This window comes from Sphingobium sp. AP49 (genome assembly GCF_000281715.2).
In the GTDB taxonomy this organism is placed as follows: Bacteria; Pseudomonadota; Alphaproteobacteria; order Sphingomonadales; family Sphingomonadaceae; genus Sphingobium.
In genome coordinates, this window is the sequence record NZ_CP124576.1 from 320,103 (window position 1) to 334,205 (window position 14,103).

The 14,103-nt window shown below is 63.9% G+C and carries 11 protein-coding genes, 2 tRNA genes and 1 pseudogene; 5 read left to right on the forward strand and 9 right to left on the reverse strand.

The window, feature by feature from the left end; all coding sequences use genetic code 11:
• Positions 1-50: 50 nt before the first annotated feature.
• The 3 genes from PMI04_RS01540 to PMI04_RS01550 form a co-directional block, all read right to left on the reverse strand.
• Positions 51-656, reverse strand: a complete 606-nt coding sequence (locus PMI04_RS01540) for a hypothetical protein (RefSeq protein WP_007706865.1) — start codon at positions 654-656, stop codon at positions 51-53.
• 88 nt (positions 657-744) lie between these two features.
• The gene (locus PMI04_RS01545) at positions 745-1,143 is read right to left on the reverse strand and encodes an acyl-CoA thioesterase (RefSeq protein WP_007706868.1); all 399 of its coding nucleotides are present in this window, start codon (positions 1,141-1,143) and stop codon (positions 745-747) included.
• On the reverse strand, positions 1,143-3,215 hold the full coding sequence (locus PMI04_RS01550; RefSeq protein ID WP_007706870.1) for a S9 family peptidase: 2,073 nt from the start codon (positions 3,213-3,215) through the stop codon (positions 1,143-1,145). Before PMI04_RS01550 ends, PMI04_RS01545 begins: the two co-directional genes overlap by 1 nt.
• 110 nt (positions 3,216-3,325) lie before the next feature.
• Between PMI04_RS01550 and PMI04_RS01555 the strand changes: the two genes are divergently transcribed.
• Entirely contained in the window at positions 3,326-5,107 is a 1,782-nt protein-coding gene (locus PMI04_RS01555) for an aminopeptidase P family protein (RefSeq protein WP_007706873.1), read from the forward strand.
• 6 nt (positions 5,108-5,113) lie between these two features.
• On the opposite strand, the gene PMI04_RS01560 is transcribed toward PMI04_RS01555, so the two are convergent.
• The gene (locus PMI04_RS01560) at positions 5,114-5,251 is read right to left on the reverse strand and encodes a hypothetical protein (protein ID WP_157178088.1); all 138 of its coding nucleotides are present in this window, start codon (positions 5,249-5,251) and stop codon (positions 5,114-5,116) included.
• A 114-nt stretch (positions 5,252-5,365) separates the two neighbouring features.
• On the opposite strand from PMI04_RS01560, the gene PMI04_RS01565 reads away from it, so the two are divergent.
• Positions 5,366-5,440: transfer RNA gene (locus PMI04_RS01565), tRNA-Thr, on the forward strand.
• 21 nt (positions 5,441-5,461) lie between these two features.
• Here PMI04_RS01565 and PMI04_RS21250 read toward each other — a convergent pair.
• The 5 genes and pseudogenes from PMI04_RS21250 to paoA all read right to left on the reverse strand — a co-directional run bounded on the left by PMI04_RS21250 (position 5,462) and on the right by paoA (position 11,618).
• Positions 5,462-5,824: pseudogene (locus PMI04_RS21250) on the reverse strand (DUF1294 domain-containing protein).
• Entirely contained in the window at positions 5,742-7,754 is a 2,013-nt protein-coding gene (locus PMI04_RS01575) for a TonB-dependent receptor (RefSeq protein WP_283184839.1), read from the reverse strand. The pseudogene PMI04_RS21250 and the gene PMI04_RS01575 overlap by 83 nt, the downstream one beginning before the upstream one ends.
• Before the next feature lie 59 nt (positions 7,755-7,813).
• Entirely contained in the window at positions 7,814-10,030 is a 2,217-nt protein-coding gene (paoC, locus tag PMI04_RS01580; RefSeq protein ID WP_007715112.1) for an aldehyde oxidoreductase molybdenum-binding subunit PaoC, read from the reverse strand.
• A complete protein-coding gene (locus PMI04_RS01585; RefSeq protein ID WP_007715110.1) occupies positions 10,027-10,983 on the reverse strand; it encodes a xanthine dehydrogenase family protein subunit M in 957 nt (318 codons plus the stop codon). Before PMI04_RS01585 ends, paoC begins: the two co-directional genes overlap by 4 nt.
• Positions 10,980-11,618 (reverse strand): aldehyde dehydrogenase iron-sulfur subunit PaoA, encoded by a 639-nt coding sequence (gene paoA / locus PMI04_RS01590; RefSeq protein ID WP_007715108.1) that lies wholly within the window; start codon positions 11,616-11,618, stop codon positions 10,980-10,982. Before paoA ends, PMI04_RS01585 begins: the two co-directional genes overlap by 4 nt.
• 336 nt (positions 11,619-11,954) lie before the next feature.
• Here paoA and PMI04_RS01595 point away from each other — a divergent pair.
• The 3 genes from PMI04_RS01595 to PMI04_RS01605 all read left to right on the forward strand — a co-directional run bounded on the left by PMI04_RS01595 (position 11,955) and on the right by PMI04_RS01605 (position 14,007).
• Positions 11,955-12,029, forward strand: a tRNA-Gly gene (locus tag PMI04_RS01595).
• Between the two features lie 380 nt (positions 12,030-12,409).
• Positions 12,410-13,012, forward strand: coding sequence for a sigma-70 family RNA polymerase sigma factor (locus PMI04_RS01600; protein WP_230588653.1), 603 nt, complete (start codon positions 12,410-12,412; stop codon positions 13,010-13,012).
• On the forward strand, positions 13,009-14,007 hold the full coding sequence (locus PMI04_RS01605) for a FecR domain-containing protein (RefSeq protein ID WP_007715103.1): 999 nt from the start codon (positions 13,009-13,011) through the stop codon (positions 14,005-14,007). The genes PMI04_RS01600 and PMI04_RS01605 overlap by 4 nt, the downstream gene beginning before the upstream one ends.
• Positions 14,008-14,103 lie beyond the last annotated feature (96 nt).

The following is a 14,103-nucleotide window of genomic DNA, read 5'->3' on the forward strand; positions in this document are numbered from 1 at the left end:
AAACGCCCCCTCCCGCTGGGGGAGAGGGCGTTCGGATATCGTGACGATCGTCAGTTCTGCGTCGTCACCGTTGTGGTCGTACGCTCGGCAACGGTGGTCGGCGCGGCCTTCTTCTTGACCACGGTGGTCGTGCGCTTCTGCGCGGTGCTCCGCGACGGCGCGGCCTTGACCGTCTCGGTGGTCACGGTGGTGGTTGGTGTGGTTGCCGCTGCCAGCGAGGCGGACGTCTGCGCTGCCCGGGCATCGGCGGCGGCCGACGCGGCGGCCTGTTCGGCGGCACTGGCACGGGCATTGGCAGCATCGGCCTGCTGCTGCGCGCTGGCGGCGCTCTGCGCCTGGATCTGCGCGTCGGCGTCGGCCTGCTGCTTATTCTCGCCGATCGCCATGTCGGCGGCCTGCTGGGCATCGATGGCGGACGCGATCGCCTTCTGCTCCTTGCCGCTCTTCAGCTCTTCCTGTGCCAGGCGCAGCGACGCCTGGGCGCGGGACAGCAGGTCGGGCGATGCGTTGAGCTTGGTGGCTGCGTCGATCTTACCCTGTGCCTGGGAAATGGCGGCCAGTGCCCGTTCCTCGTCACCGGCCAGCGCCGGAGTCGTTGTCAGAAAAAGGGCGGATGCAGCCAATAGGCTGCCAATGACGGACCCATTCTTATACATGTTCTTCTCCTGTCATTATCTTATGACGGCTCGAAAAACGTGCTTGTCTATCGACAAGTTCCTCCGGCTGGCGAAGTCCAGTCTCGCTTCATCCCTCGATGAAGTTGGCCGCGACTTCCGCCGGTACCCGCATCAGCCGGCCGCTCTCCTTGTGGATCATCGCCCAGGTCGATTTGGCGGACACCTTCACCTTGCCATCCGGGCCGGTGAACTCGATCAGCCGGTCGAACCGCGCGCCGCGCGGTCCTTCCGGTATCCAGGTGCGGCCCGATACGACATCACCCTCGGTCACATTGCCGCGATAATCGACCTCATGCCGGGTCACGACCCAGATATAGGCCTCGACATGGGCCGGGTCGGCATCGGTCATCCAATGTTCGACCGACAATTGCTCCATCCACTGCACCCACACCGCATTGTTCACATGGCCCAGCACATCGATATGCTCGGGCCGTGCGGTGAATGGCTTGGTGAAGCTCGATGCCATCAGCCTTCCACTCCCAGCTGCCACAGGATGAACGCAAATTCCTCGGCGGTCTCGTGCAGGCTCTCGAACCGCCCGGACTTGCCGCCATGGCCGGCGCCCATATTGGTCTTGAGCAGCAGGATATTGCCGTCGGTCTTGGTCGCGCGCAGCTTCGCCACCCACTTGGCCGGCTCCCAATAGGTGACGCGCGGATCGTTGAGGCCGGCGGTCACCATCAGCGGCGGATAGGCCTGGGCACTGACATGGGTATAGGGATCATAGCTCTGGATGGTACGGAACGCGGCCTCGTCCTCGATCGGATTGCCCCATTCGGGCCATTCGCCTGGCGTTAAGGGAAGCGTCTCGTCCAGCATGGTGTTGAGCACGTCGACGAAGGGCACATGCGCCACCACCGCGCCCCACAGCTCGGGATCGCTGTTGATCACTGCGCCCATCAGTTCGCCGCCGGCCGATCCGCCCGAAATGCTGATCTTGCCTTTGCTGCTATAGCCCAGCGCGATCAGCCCCTTCGCGACATCGACGAAATCGGTGAAGGTGTTGGTGCGCTTGTCGAGCTTGCCGTCGAGATACCATTGCTGGCCCAGGTCGTCGCCGCCGCGAATGTGGGCGATGGCAAAGGCGAAGCCGCGGTCGAGCAGCGAGAGGCGGCTGGTCGAAAAGCCCGGCTCCATCGCCAGCCCATAGGCGCCATAGCCATAGAGGTGCAGCGGCGCGCTGCCGTCACGGGGGAAGTGGGCCGGATAGACGATCGACACCGGAATCTCCGTGCCGTCGCGCGCCGGGACCAGCAGCCTTTCGGTGGCATAGCGACCGGCATCATAGCCACTGGGGATCTCCTGGACCTTCAGTACCTCAAACCGGCCATCGGCCAGATGATAATCATAAATGGTGTCGGGCGTGACCATCGATTCATAGCCGATGCGCAACTTGGTTACGTCATATTCGGGATTATCGTCCAGGCTGGCGGAATAGCTCGCCTCGGGGAAGGGCAGGCGCTTGGCGCTGTGCGTCGCATAATCGCGCAGCTCGATCTGGTCGAGCCCGTCCAGCCGCCCTTCGGTGACGTAGAAGGTCTTGAACAGGGTGAAATCGGTCAGGTAGAAATGGGCGTCGGCGCCGATCACCTCTTCCCACTGGTCGGGCGTGTCCAGCGACGCCTTCACCAGCCGGAAATTGGGATGGGTGTCGTTGGTCTTGATGTAGAGCGTGCCTTCATGCTCATCGACGTCATATTCGCGGCCGGCCTGGCGCGCGGAGACGAGCAGCGGCGTCGCGGTCGGGTTGTCGGCGGGCACCAGCCAGGCTTCGCTGGTCACATGGTCGCCGGTCGCGATGACGATCCATTTTTCCGAGGAGGTGAGGCCGATCGAGACTCGAAAGCCTTCGTCATCCTCATGGAACAGCTCGACGTCGCTGGCGACATCCTGGCCCAGCCAGTGCAGCCGGGCATTGTCGGTGCGCCAATTCTCGTTGGCGAGGCCATAGAGCAGGCCCTTGGAATCGCTGGTCCACACCAGCGACGACAATGTGTCGGGAATGACTTCGGGCAATATCTCGCCCGAGAAGAGATCCTTGATCCGCGCCTCGAACCGTTCGGAGCCATTGGTGTCGATCGCATAGGCGAGGTAGCGGCCGTCGGGGCTCACCGACATGGCGCCAAGACGAAAATAGTCATGGCCCTGCGCCAACGCCGGTTCGTCCAGGATCAACTGGTCGTCACCGCCTGCTGCGGGCTTGCGATACCATTTGCGATATTGTGCCCCGGTCTCGAACGCGCGCCAGTAGATATAGTCGCCATCCTTCTGCGGGACCGACGCGTCATCTTCCTTGATCCGCCCCTTCATCTCCTGGAACAGCGTGTCGAGCAGCGGCTTGTGCGGCGCCATCGCGCCCTCGAACCAGGCATTCTCGGCCTCCAGATAGGCCAGCACATCCTTGTCCTGGACGTCGGGATAGCCGGGGTCGCGCAGCCATGCGTAGGGGTCGTCCACCGTGATGCCATGATGCGTGAAATTGTGCGGGCGGCGCTCGGCGATCGGCGGGGACAAGGGGGGCTGCATTTGATCGGTCATTAACTATCCATGGTCCAGACGGGGGCTGCGCTGGAATAAGCGCGCCGGCCCCTCTATGTTGTCGGCATTATGGCCAACGCAAGAGGCCGGAATGATCCAAGGGAAGTTCGATGTCCAGTTATGAAGATCGCCTGAAGGCCCTGCGTGCCCAACTGGTACGCCAGAAGCTTGATGGTTTCGTGGTGCCGCTGACCGACGAGCATATGAGCGAATATGTCGGCGCCTATGCCCAGCGGCTCGCCTGGCTCACCGGTTTCCAAGGCTCGGCCGGCAGTGCCGTGGTCCTGCCGGAGGCGGCGGCGATCTTCGTCGACGGCCGCTATACGCTGCAGGTGCGCGAGCAGGTGGACGGCGCCCATTGGCAATATGAAAGCGTGCCGCAGACCTCTATCGCCGCCTGGCTGAAGGATCATGCGGGCGAAGGCGCGCGCATCGGCTATGATTCCTGGCTGCACACCCGCGCCTGGGTGCAGCAGGCAACACAGGCCCTGGCGGACAAGGGCGCGGAGCTGGTGGCAGTCGACACCAATCCGGTCGATGCCGTCTGGCCCGATCGCCCGGCCCCCAGCGACGCCAAGCTGGTGGTTCATGAGGACCGCTATGCCGGCAAGAATGCGGCCGAGAAGCGTGCCGATATCGCTGACTGGCTGGTGTCGAAGAAGGCGGATGCCGCCGTCCTCTCCGCGCTCGATTCGATCGCCTGGGCCTTCAACATCCGCGGCAAGGATGTTGAGCGCACCCCGGTCGCGCTGGCCTATGCCATCGTCCATGCCGATGCCACTGCCGACCTCTATGTCGCGCCGGAAAAGATGGACGAGGCGGTTGCCAAGCATCTGGGCAACGCCGTGCGCATCCATGACCGCGCCGCATTTGCCGATGCGCTGGCCGACCTCAAGGGCAAGACTGTCGTCGCCGATCCCGAGCGCGCTGTTGCCGCGATCTTCGAGGCGCTCGACGCCGGCGGCGCACAGATACTCAGCCTGCGCGATCCCGTGGTCCTGCCCAAGGCGATCAAGAACAGCACCGAGATTGCCGGCCATAAGGCGGCACAGGCGCGCGACGGTGCGGCGCTCAGCCGCTTCCTCCACTGGATCGCGGTCGAAGCGCCCAGCGGCGGGCTAGACGAATTGAGTGCGGCCGACCGGCTGGAAGCGTTCCGCCAGGATACCGGCCTGCTGCAGGACCTGTCGTTCGATACGATCAGCGGCGCCGGCCCCAATGGCGCCGTGGTCCATTACAAGGTCGAGGAGAAGACCAACCGCCCGATCGAGACCGGCAGCTTCTATCTGGTTGATTCGGGCGGCCAATATCGCGACGGCACCACCGACGTCACCCGCACCATTGCCATCGGTACGCCGAGCGACGAGATGAAGCAGCGCTTCACTCTGGTATTGAAGGGCCATATCGCACTTGCTCGCGCCACCTTCCCGGTCGGCACGCGCGGCGGCCAGCTCGACGTGCTGGCACGTCAATATCTGTGGGCGCAGGGGCTGGATTATGCCCATGGCACTGGCCATGGTGTCGGCAGCTTCCTGTCGGTGCATGAAGGGCCGCAGCGGATCGCGACCTTCGGCGGTGGCGACGAACCGCTGGTGGCAGGCATGATCCTCTCGAATGAACCCGGCTATTACAAGACCGGCGAATATGGCATCCGCATCGAGAATCTGGTGCTGGTGGAGGAACGGGCGACCGCCGGCGGCGAAAAGCCGATGCTGGGCTTTGAAACCCTGACCTTCGCGCCGATCGACCGCAACGCCATCGCCACGGATCTGCTCGACGCGGGCGAACGTGGCTGGGTCGATGCCTATCATGCACAGGTACTGGCCGTGGTCGGGCCGCAACTGGACGGCGAGGCTTTGGCCTGGCTGCAGGCTGCCTGCGCCCCGCTATAAGGCGAATCAGTCCTTCGGCTCTGGCGCGGGGGCGGGCTCAGCCTCCTCCCGCGTTACCTCCCGGCTCTGGGCCTTGCGGCGACGCAGATTGTCGCGCAGCGCCTGCGCCAGCCTGGCTTTCTTTTCGTCCTGGGTTTCGCTCATGCCGCACGCATAAGCAAAATGCATTATCCGCCGCAACCCGCCTTGACATGAGGCGAGCAGGCGGCCATAGGCCCGGCCTCCGAAGCGCATGGCGCGACGGAGACGAAATAGAGTGCTGCCGTAGCTCAGTGGTAGAGCGCATCCTTGGTAAGGCTGAGGTCGGGAGTTCAATCCTCCCCGGCAGCACCATTTCTTCCCCCAATTGACAGATCAGAGCATCGCCCATCCGGCGAGGCCTAGCCCTTGCGCGATGGCGATCAGCCATAGCAGCCGGACAAAGGGTTGTTTGCGCGTCTTGTGACGAAAGAGATGGCGCGCCGAGAAGGCGCCCGGCGTCCCGCCAGCCAGCGCTCACAGCAGCAATGTCTTCTCGGGAATCCGCCGGCTGCCTTGCCGCGCCCGCCTCTTGTCGAACCCGAACAGCATGAAGACCATCAGATTCGCCAGCAGCAGCCAAAAGGCGACGAAAGGCAGGATGGGATGAATCAGCTCAGCCGCGCACGGTGACACCGAACCAGAGCGTCCTGGGTGTCCCCAGGTCGATGGACCCACCGGCATTGCGGGTAACGACATCCTCGTCGAACAGATTTTCCCCGCGCGCGACCAGGCTGATGCCATGGCCGATCGGCAGCCGGGCGATGGCGTCGAGCGTCAGCGCATCGGGCAGCACATCGCTCTGCAGATCATCCTCATATTGCTTGCCCACATAGCGCAGCGTGGCCGACAGCTCCGGCCCGGCTTTCGGCGCCCAGGCCAGGGTCGCGCTGGCCGAATGGCGCGGCACCTGCGCCGGGGCGAAGCCGTCGAACGTCATGCCCGGTGCATCCACCTTGCTGGGGCTATAGGCATAGGAAGCGAGCAGCGAGAAATCGGCCGGCAGTTGCGCGCTGGCGGTCAGTTCCACGCCCTTCGCCACGATCGCGTTCACATTCTGCCGCTTGCGGGTGACACTGTCGATGGTGACATTGGCGATCGCATCGTCGAGCCGGTTGTAGAAGAGCGTGGCGGACAGTTGCACGCCCGATGCCGGGGTCAGGTCGATGCCTCCCTCCACGCCTTTCAGCTTCTCGGGCTTCAAGGCTTCATTGGCCCGGGTGGTGATCGGAAAGACGACGAAGGGGCGATAAAGCTCGTTGAGCGTCGGCAAACGAAAGCCGCTATAGGCCGCCCCGCGCAGCGCCACCGCATCGCTGACATGGTAGAGCGCGCCTGCCCGGCCTGAGAACTCCCAGTCGGAGCGATTGGCGTAGGTGCTGTCCTGCGTCACCACGCCGACCGCACTGACCGCCTTGTAGAAGCCGTTGCGGATCGACCAGCGATCGGCCCGCACCCCGCCGGTCAGGACAAGATTCCCAATCGTCCAGTCATCCTCGGCAAAGGCGCCGGTCGTGATCTGGTCGCCGCCGGCATGGCGGCGCGATGTCAGCGGGTTGCTGGCGAGATTGGCGTTATAGGCATCCTCAAACATGTCGCCGGTGGCAAAGCGGGTGTCGACGCCGATGCGCAGCACATGGTCTTCGCCGACCGGCGGGCGCAGCTCGATCTTGCCGCCGATCCCGGTCGAGGGGGTGTTGCGCTGGTCGAGCGACTTGCGGAAGCTGGTGGAGGAGATGACGATGTTGGAGAAGTTGCGCGCCTGGAGATAGGCGAGCGCATCGACCTGCCAGCGACCGCGCGCAATATAGCGGATGCTGGCATCCTGGCCCTGGCTCATGCTGTCGGCGCCGGCAAAGCGCAGGGTGCGGTTGTCCTGGAACAGGGTGCCGCGAAACTGGATTTCCGAGGTCGCATCGATCGGCGCGACCGCGCGCAGATTGGTCGACCAGCTGTCATAGGCGGCGGGCACGGTGGCGGCGACGCGCTGGTCCCTGGGCGTGGTCTGGAAGCCGTCGCCCCGGTCCCAGCGGCCCGACAGCGACACATAACCACTGCCCAGGTCGGGCGCGATGCTGGCGGACAATTCGGTCGCGTCCTTGCTGCCATAGAAGGCGCTGGCGCCGAAGACCGGCATCTGCTCGCGGGTGGCGCTGGCCAGCTCGATCGTGCCGGCGACCGCGCCCGCGCCAAAGGCGCCACTCCCCCCGCCGCGCGTCACTCGCACCAGCGCCAGCCGGTCGGGCACCAAAGCCGAGAAAGGAATATAGCCGAAGAAGGGATCGGCGACCGGCACGCCATCGAGCAGCACCAGGGTCCGGCTCGACGCATTGCCGCCCAGTGCGCGCAGCGTGGCGCCCTGGTTCGAGGGATTGGAGGCGCGGCTGTCGGACCGGCGGAACTGCTGGAAGCCCGCGACATCGGCCAGCACGCTCTCGATCCGCCCCGACGCCGCATCCGCCAGCCGATCCCGGTCGATCACCACCGATCCATAGGCCGGCGTGCCTGGCGGCAAGGACAGGCCGCTGCCCGTCACCACGATCGAGGTGGCCTCATCGGCCGTCACATCGGGCGTCTGGGCAGCGGCGACGCCGGGCAGCGCGCACAGCATCAACGGCAGGATTTTCATGAAGCGCGTCCCTTTGGTCCGATTTTGCATCGGGGACTAGGAAGCGCAGCCCTCTACTGTCAAGCCGCGACCACCGGCATGCCCGCATGCAGCAGCTTGTCGATGGTCAGCGGATAGTCGCGCAATCGGATGCCGGTCGCATTATAGACCGCATTGGCCACCGCCGCGCCGGCACCGCATATGCCAAGCTCGCCGACGCCTTTGGCCTTCATCGGCGAGCTTTTGTCGTCCAGTTCCTCGACGAACAGCACATCCTGTTCGGGAATATCGGCATGCACCGGCACCAGATATTCGGCCATGTCATGATTGACGAAGAAGCCGAAGCGAGTGTCGACGTCGAGCGCCTCCATCAGAGCCGCCCCCGCGCCCATGGTCATCGCGCCGATCACCTGGTTGCGCGCCGATTTGGGATTGAGGATGCGGCCGGCGGCAAAGGCGCCACCCATCCGGCGGATGCGCACCTCGGCCGTGTCGATATCGACGCCAACCTCGCAGAAATGCGCGCCGAAGGTCGCCTGGGCATAGCGTTTGGCCAGGTCGCCAAACTCGATTCTGTCCTCGACCCACAGCCCGTCACGTCCGGCGAGCGCGCTCAGCGTCTGTGACTGGTTGCCCATCTTCACCAGCCCATCCTCGAACCGCGCGTCATCGATCGGATAGCCGGCCTTCTCCGCCAGCTTCGACCGCATTGCCATGGCAGCGGCATAGACGCCTGCGGTCGAGCTGTTGGCGCCCCATTGGCCGCCTGAGCCGGCGGAGGCGGGAAAGCGGCTGTCGCCCAGCCGTACCGTCACCGCGTCGATCTCTATGCCCAGCACTTCCGCCGCAGTCTGGGCCATGATGGTGTACGTGCCTGTGCCGATGTCGGTCATGTCGGTCTCGACCGTCACCCGTCCCCGACTGTCGATGCCGATGCGCGCGCCCGAATCGGTCGTGATATTGTTGCGGAAGGCGGCGGCCATGCCCATGCCCACCCACCAACGCCCGTCGCGCACCTGGCCGGGGCGCGGATTGCGCTTGCTCCAGCCGAACTGCGCCGCCCCGGCGCGCAGGCATTCCACCAGCTTGCGGCTGGAAAAGGGCCGTTGTGGTCCCGCTTCGGGATCATATTGCACATCGTTGCGGATGCGCAGTTCGACCGGGTCCAGTCCGCAGGCCTCGGCCAGTTCGTCCATCGCCACTTCCAGCGCCAGCATGCCGACCGCCTCGCCCGGCGCGCGCATCGCATTGCCCTCCGGCAGGTCGAGCACCGCCAGCCGATGCGCGGTGATCCGGTTGGCGCCGCGATAGAGAAGGCGGGTCTGCTGCGCCGCCGTTTCCGGGCCACCGCCGGGCAGATCGCCCGACCAGACCTCATGTGCGATCGCATCGATCACGCCATCCTTGTCCGCGCCCAGGCGGATGCGCTGGATCGTCGCGGGACGATGGGTGGTGTTGTTGGGGATTTGCGGCCGGGCGATCGCGACCTTGACCGGCCGCCCGATCTGCTTTGCGCCCAAGGCCGCCAGCAGCGCATCGGCGCGCAGGAACAGCTTGGCGCCAAAGCCGCCGCCGATATAGGGCGCGACCAGCCGGACATTCTCCTTGGGAATGCCCAGCGTCCGGGCCATGTCGCCCACGCTCCAGGCGATCATCTGGTTGGCGGTCCACAACGTCAGCTTGTCGCCGTTCCAGGCCGCAGTCGTGGCATGGGGCTCCATCATCGCATGGCTGTGGTCGGGGGTGGTATAGAGCTGGTCGATCTGCACTGCCGCCCGGGCAAAGGCACCGTCGAAATCGCCGACCTTCGTGTCCGCCGGCGATCCGAAACTCGCCGGTGGCATTGTGCCGTGCAGCCTTTCGGCCTTCAGGTCGAACCGGCCCTGTTCGGGCGCATAGTCGATCCGCACCAGCCTCGCCGCGTCGCGTGCATTTTCCAGCGTGTCGGCAATCACCAGCGCCAGCGCTTGCTCATAATGTTCGATCGCCGGACCACCCAGCAGATGGGCGGTGTTGAACCGGCCCTTGTTGAGCTTGCCGGCATTGGCATGGGTGACGATGCCCAGTACGCCCGGCGCCGCCTCGGCTGCGCGCAGATCCATCGACCGGATTTGCCCCTTGGCGATCGCGCTGCCGACGATCCAGCCATAGGCGGCATTGGGCGCGGCATCATGGCGTTCATAGGCATAGGGGGCGGTGCCGGTGACCTTGGCGGCGCCGTCGATCCGGTCATGCGGGATGCCGACAACGCGGCCGCGGTCGATCGGGTTGGGGCCGGCTGGCGTGTCGAACTTCATGCCCGTGCCTCCTGCTGGCGATAGAGCGATGCCAGCGTCTGGGCCAGCAATGCCTTCTTGAAGTCATTATGCGATGTGGTGCGGGCGCCGGCCAAAGCAGCGTCCGCAACGGCCTTGGCTCCCTGGGACGCGGCCGCGTCGGCGCCGTCCACCCGCCATGGCTTGGGCGCCACGCCGCCAAAGGCAAAGCGCGCCTGCCCATCCTTGCCGAACACTGCGGCCACCGACACGAGGGCAAAGGCATAGGACGCGCGGTCGCGCACCTTGCGATAGACATGGGTGCCGCCAAGGGGTTTGGGCAAGGTCACCGACAGGATCATCTCGCCAGGTTGCAGGGCATTTTCCACCTGCGGCGTATCGCCGGGCAGGCGGTGGAAATCGGCGATCGCAATCGTTCGCTTTGCACCGCCCGGCGCCATCGTCTCGACCTGCGCATCCAGCAGCCGCAGCGCCACGGCCATGTCGCTCGGGTTCTGCGCGATACAGGCGTCGCTGACGCCGACGATCGCCAGGCTGCGGCTAATCCCCTGCATCGCGCCACAACCGCTGCCCGGCCGCCGCTTGTTGCAGGGCATGCGCGTGTCGTAGAAATAGGGGCAGCGGGTCCGCTGCAGCAGATTGCCGCCGGTCGTCGCCTTGTTGCGCAGCTGGCCCGATGCGCCAGCCACCAGCGCCCGGCTGAGCACTGCATAATCACGCCGCACGCGCCCGTCGGTGGCCAGGTCGGTATTGCGCACCAATGCGCCGATCCGCAGCCCGCCCTCCTGCGTCGGCTCGATTTTATCCAGCCCCAGATGATTGACGTCGATCAGATGCGCCGGCGTTTCGATCTGCAGCTTCATCAGGTCCAGCAGATTGGTCCCGCCAGCGATGAAGCGGGCGCCCTGGATCGACGCCACTGCCTTGACCGCCGCTTCGACGCTGGCCGCGCGTTCATAGGTGAAGGGCCTCATGCCTTATCCTCCCCGGCGACATCGCGCATGGCGGCAATGATGTTGGGATAGGCGGCGCAGCGGCAGATATTACCGCTCATCCGCTCGCGCGCCTCCGCATCGGACCAGGCGACATGGTCCAGGTCCTGCGTCACATGGCTCGGTACGCCGGCCGCGATCTCTTCCAGCACGGCGACGGCCGAACATATCTGTCCGGGCGTGCAATAGCCGCACTGATAGCCGTCATGGACGATGAAGGCGCGCTGCATGGGATGCAACTGCTCGGGCGTGCCCAGCCCCTCGATGGTGGTGACTGCTTCGCCCTCGTGCATGACCGCCAGGGTCAGGCAGCTGTTGATCCGCCGCCCCTCGACGATCACCGTACAGGCGCCGCACTGGCCATGGTCGCAGCCCTTCTTGGTGCCGGTCAGGTGCAGATGCTCGCGCAATGCGTCCAGCAAGGTCGTGCGGGGGTCGAGTTGCAGATGCACGTCCCGTCCGTTCACACGCATGTCGACAGCTGTCATGCGGCCTCTCTCCTGCTCCGGGGTGGGTCGGGGCGCTGCGGCGCCTTGTGCGATGGCGGGGACCGCAGCAGCGGTCGCCACGGCGCTGCCCTGCAGGATGTGGCGGCGCGTAAAACCGTCAGACGTCATTGGAAGACTCTCCTCTCGCCCCATATGCCATACGAAAAGCGGCTGCGATCGATCCCTGTCAGGTTTGGAAATGTCGGAACGTGGAGAGACTGGCAGATCGGCGTCACGGGTCAAGTTGTAGCGTCGCATCCGTGATTCGACGATTCATCCTCCTCGCGCTCAGGACATCCGGCAGTGGCTTTAGGAGGATGATTGTCTGAGTAAGCGAAAATGCCCGGGGAATAGGGGTTTGGGAAAGTTTTTCATTTTTCTGCAATTCTGCCCTTGCCGATATCGGAAACCGCTGCTAGTTCGCCGCCACCCGCCGAGAGGGACACACTCTCCCGGCCGCCAAGAGCGGGCGTAGCTCAGGGGTAGAGCACAACCTTGCCAAGGTTGGGGTCGAGGGTTCGAATCCCTTCGCCCGCTCCAGAATTCTTCAATAAAATCAAAGAATTCTGGCCCGCCGGGGCCGATCGAAACCGCTTATTTTTCCTTCGAAAATCGCAAAATAAGCGCATGGTAAGCATGTTTGCGGCTAGGTTCCGCTGTGCTTTTTTCATCACAGTTTACCAGCCTCCTGATCGCAGCGGCTACCTTGCGCAATCGATTACATGCCGCCATCATCGTGACGTGAGGAAATCCGAAGAGTGCCTCGCAAGCATACCTGCCAAGCATAATTTACGTCGGTCCACGAAGGACGGACGGCCGCCTAGAGATGACAGTGGCATGTCGAACCGCGGCATAGCGCAGGGGAAAGCAAACAGTCGGGCAACTGCCCGATGGCAGTTGCTGTCGCCTGGATTTGACTTGTGCCCTCTCAATTCCCTTTCCCGTGCCATCGTCCGCCTAGGTCCGTATCCTCTGGATGCCACAATAGTCCCGCCGATGGGACGCCGGCATCCGTCGCCGTTTCTCCGCCGGCCGAAAGCCTTGCGCAAACTTTCCAGACCGAGCGAGCCGGGCTTCTGCGCTATCTGGGCAAACGCGCCGGATGGGATGCCGCACCTGATCTTGTCCAAGAAGTCTTCGTGCGCGCCGCAAGCAGCGAGCAGGCGGGACGGCTCATAAATCCTGCCGCGTTCGTCAGACGAATTGCCCGCAATTTGCTGATCGATCGAGCCCGAAAGATAGGACGTGATAATGTCGTCATCTTTCCACTCGACGAGCAGCGAGATGTCGTCGCGCAGCCAGAGCAATGCCTCAATTTGGAGGCGTCCGATCTGCTACGCCTATACGAGAATGCCGTCGATACGCTTCCCGAAAAGACCCGCCGTGTATTCCTGATGCACCGGGTGGATGAAATGAGCTATCGCCAAATCCATGAGCGATTGGAAATCAGCGTCGCGACTGTGGAATATCACATGGTGAAGGCGCTCGCGCATATCAGCCGCCACGTGGACGCGGCGCGATGAGCGACCTGGATGGTGACGATGGCGTCGACCGCGATGCCATCGAAGAGCAAGCTATCGCCTGGTTCCTGAATCTGCGCGCTCGTGAACCGGGGGCGGATACCTCGGATCTCGACGCATGGCTGGATCAGTCTGCCGATCATCGACGGGCCTATGAGCGGGCTCGATATCATTTCGAGGCTTCAGAGATACTGAAGTCATCTGTCCGCCATGGCAAAAAGAAGCCGTTACATTCCCGCACATTTTTCCTCGGCCTAGGAATTGCAGCAGCACTTGCGCTGGCAATAGCTCTAGGCGCGACCTTCACGTCGAACCAGCATCTGCGGACCGCCATCAACGAGGAAGCTGCGCCGGCGCGCATGCGTGCGCCGCGGCATCAGATCCGCGCCGTAGCGCTCGCCGACGGCTCCGATCTCACGCTCGATGCCGCCAGCCAGATCGAAGTTGCAATGACGAGGAGAGAACGTCGAATCCGGCTCCTCGAAGGGAAGGCTCGTATAGCCGTGAGCGCAGACCCTCGCCCCTTCATTGTCGAGGCTGGTTCAGGCGAACTTACGGCCAATGCCGCAAGCTTTGATGTGGATATGGCTGCCGATGGTCAAATCGAGGTCGCCGTCCTGTCGGGTGAGGTAGAATTACGCAGGTTGCTGCGCCCCGCGGTGTTGAAGAGGGTAGCCCCAAAGATGCAGGCCGGGCAAAGCTATGGCTATCTTGCAAGCGACTTCACACCAATTGCGGTCGGACAGGACGACACCGATCGGCGTGACTGGCCTAATGGCTGGACCGAATATCATTCCGCGCCCCTGTCGGAGGTGATTGCGGATGCCAATCGATATGCAAGGCAGCCGATCGAGCTCGATGAGCCAACCCTGGGCAATCTGCTGGTTTCGGGACGGTTCCATATTACGGATAGCGACCACTTTGCCGAGAGGATCGCCTCTCTTTTCGGACTTGCTGCAGTCCACCGCCAAGGCACCATTCACCTGCGCAAGAGATAAAATATTTTGATCGACGACTAAGGTCGTACCAATTGCAACGTCAATCCCCCCCAGACGCGCCGATGTGGCGGGTCGGCAAACGCATTGGGGGGAACA

Excerpts from the sequence above, each read along its gene's own strand:
- PMI04_RS01540 (WP_007706865.1), bottom strand. The coding sequence starts at position 656 with ATGTATAAGAATGGGTCCGTCATTGGCAGCCTATTGGCTGCATCCGCC.
- PMI04_RS01545 (WP_007706868.1), bottom strand. The coding sequence starts at position 1,143 with ATGGCATCGAGCTTCACCAAGCCATTCACCGCACGGCCCGAGCATATC.
- PMI04_RS01550 (WP_007706870.1), bottom strand. The coding sequence starts at position 3,215 with ATGACCGATCAAATGCAGCCCCCCTTGTCCCCGCCGATCGCCGAGCGC.
- PMI04_RS01555 (WP_007706873.1), top strand. The coding sequence starts at position 3,326 with ATGTCCAGTTATGAAGATCGCCTGAAGGCCCTGCGTGCCCAACTGGTA.
- PMI04_RS01560 (WP_157178088.1), bottom strand. The coding sequence starts at position 5,251 with ATGAGCGAAACCCAGGACGAAAAGAAAGCCAGGCTGGCGCAGGCGCTG.
- PMI04_RS01575 (WP_283184839.1), bottom strand. The coding sequence starts at position 7,754 with ATGAAAATCCTGCCGTTGATGCTGTGCGCGCTGCCCGGCGTCGCCGCT.
- paoC (WP_007715112.1), bottom strand. The coding sequence starts at position 10,030 with ATGAAGTTCGACACGCCAGCCGGCCCCAACCCGATCGACCGCGGCCGC.
- PMI04_RS01585 (WP_007715110.1), bottom strand. The coding sequence starts at position 10,983 with ATGAGGCCCTTCACCTATGAACGCGCGGCCAGCGTCGAAGCGGCGGTC.
- paoA (WP_007715108.1), bottom strand. The coding sequence starts at position 11,618 with ATGACGTCTGACGGTTTTACGCGCCGCCACATCCTGCAGGGCAGCGCC.
- PMI04_RS01605 (WP_007715103.1), top strand. The coding sequence starts at position 13,009 with ATGAGCGACCTGGATGGTGACGATGGCGTCGACCGCGATGCCATCGAA.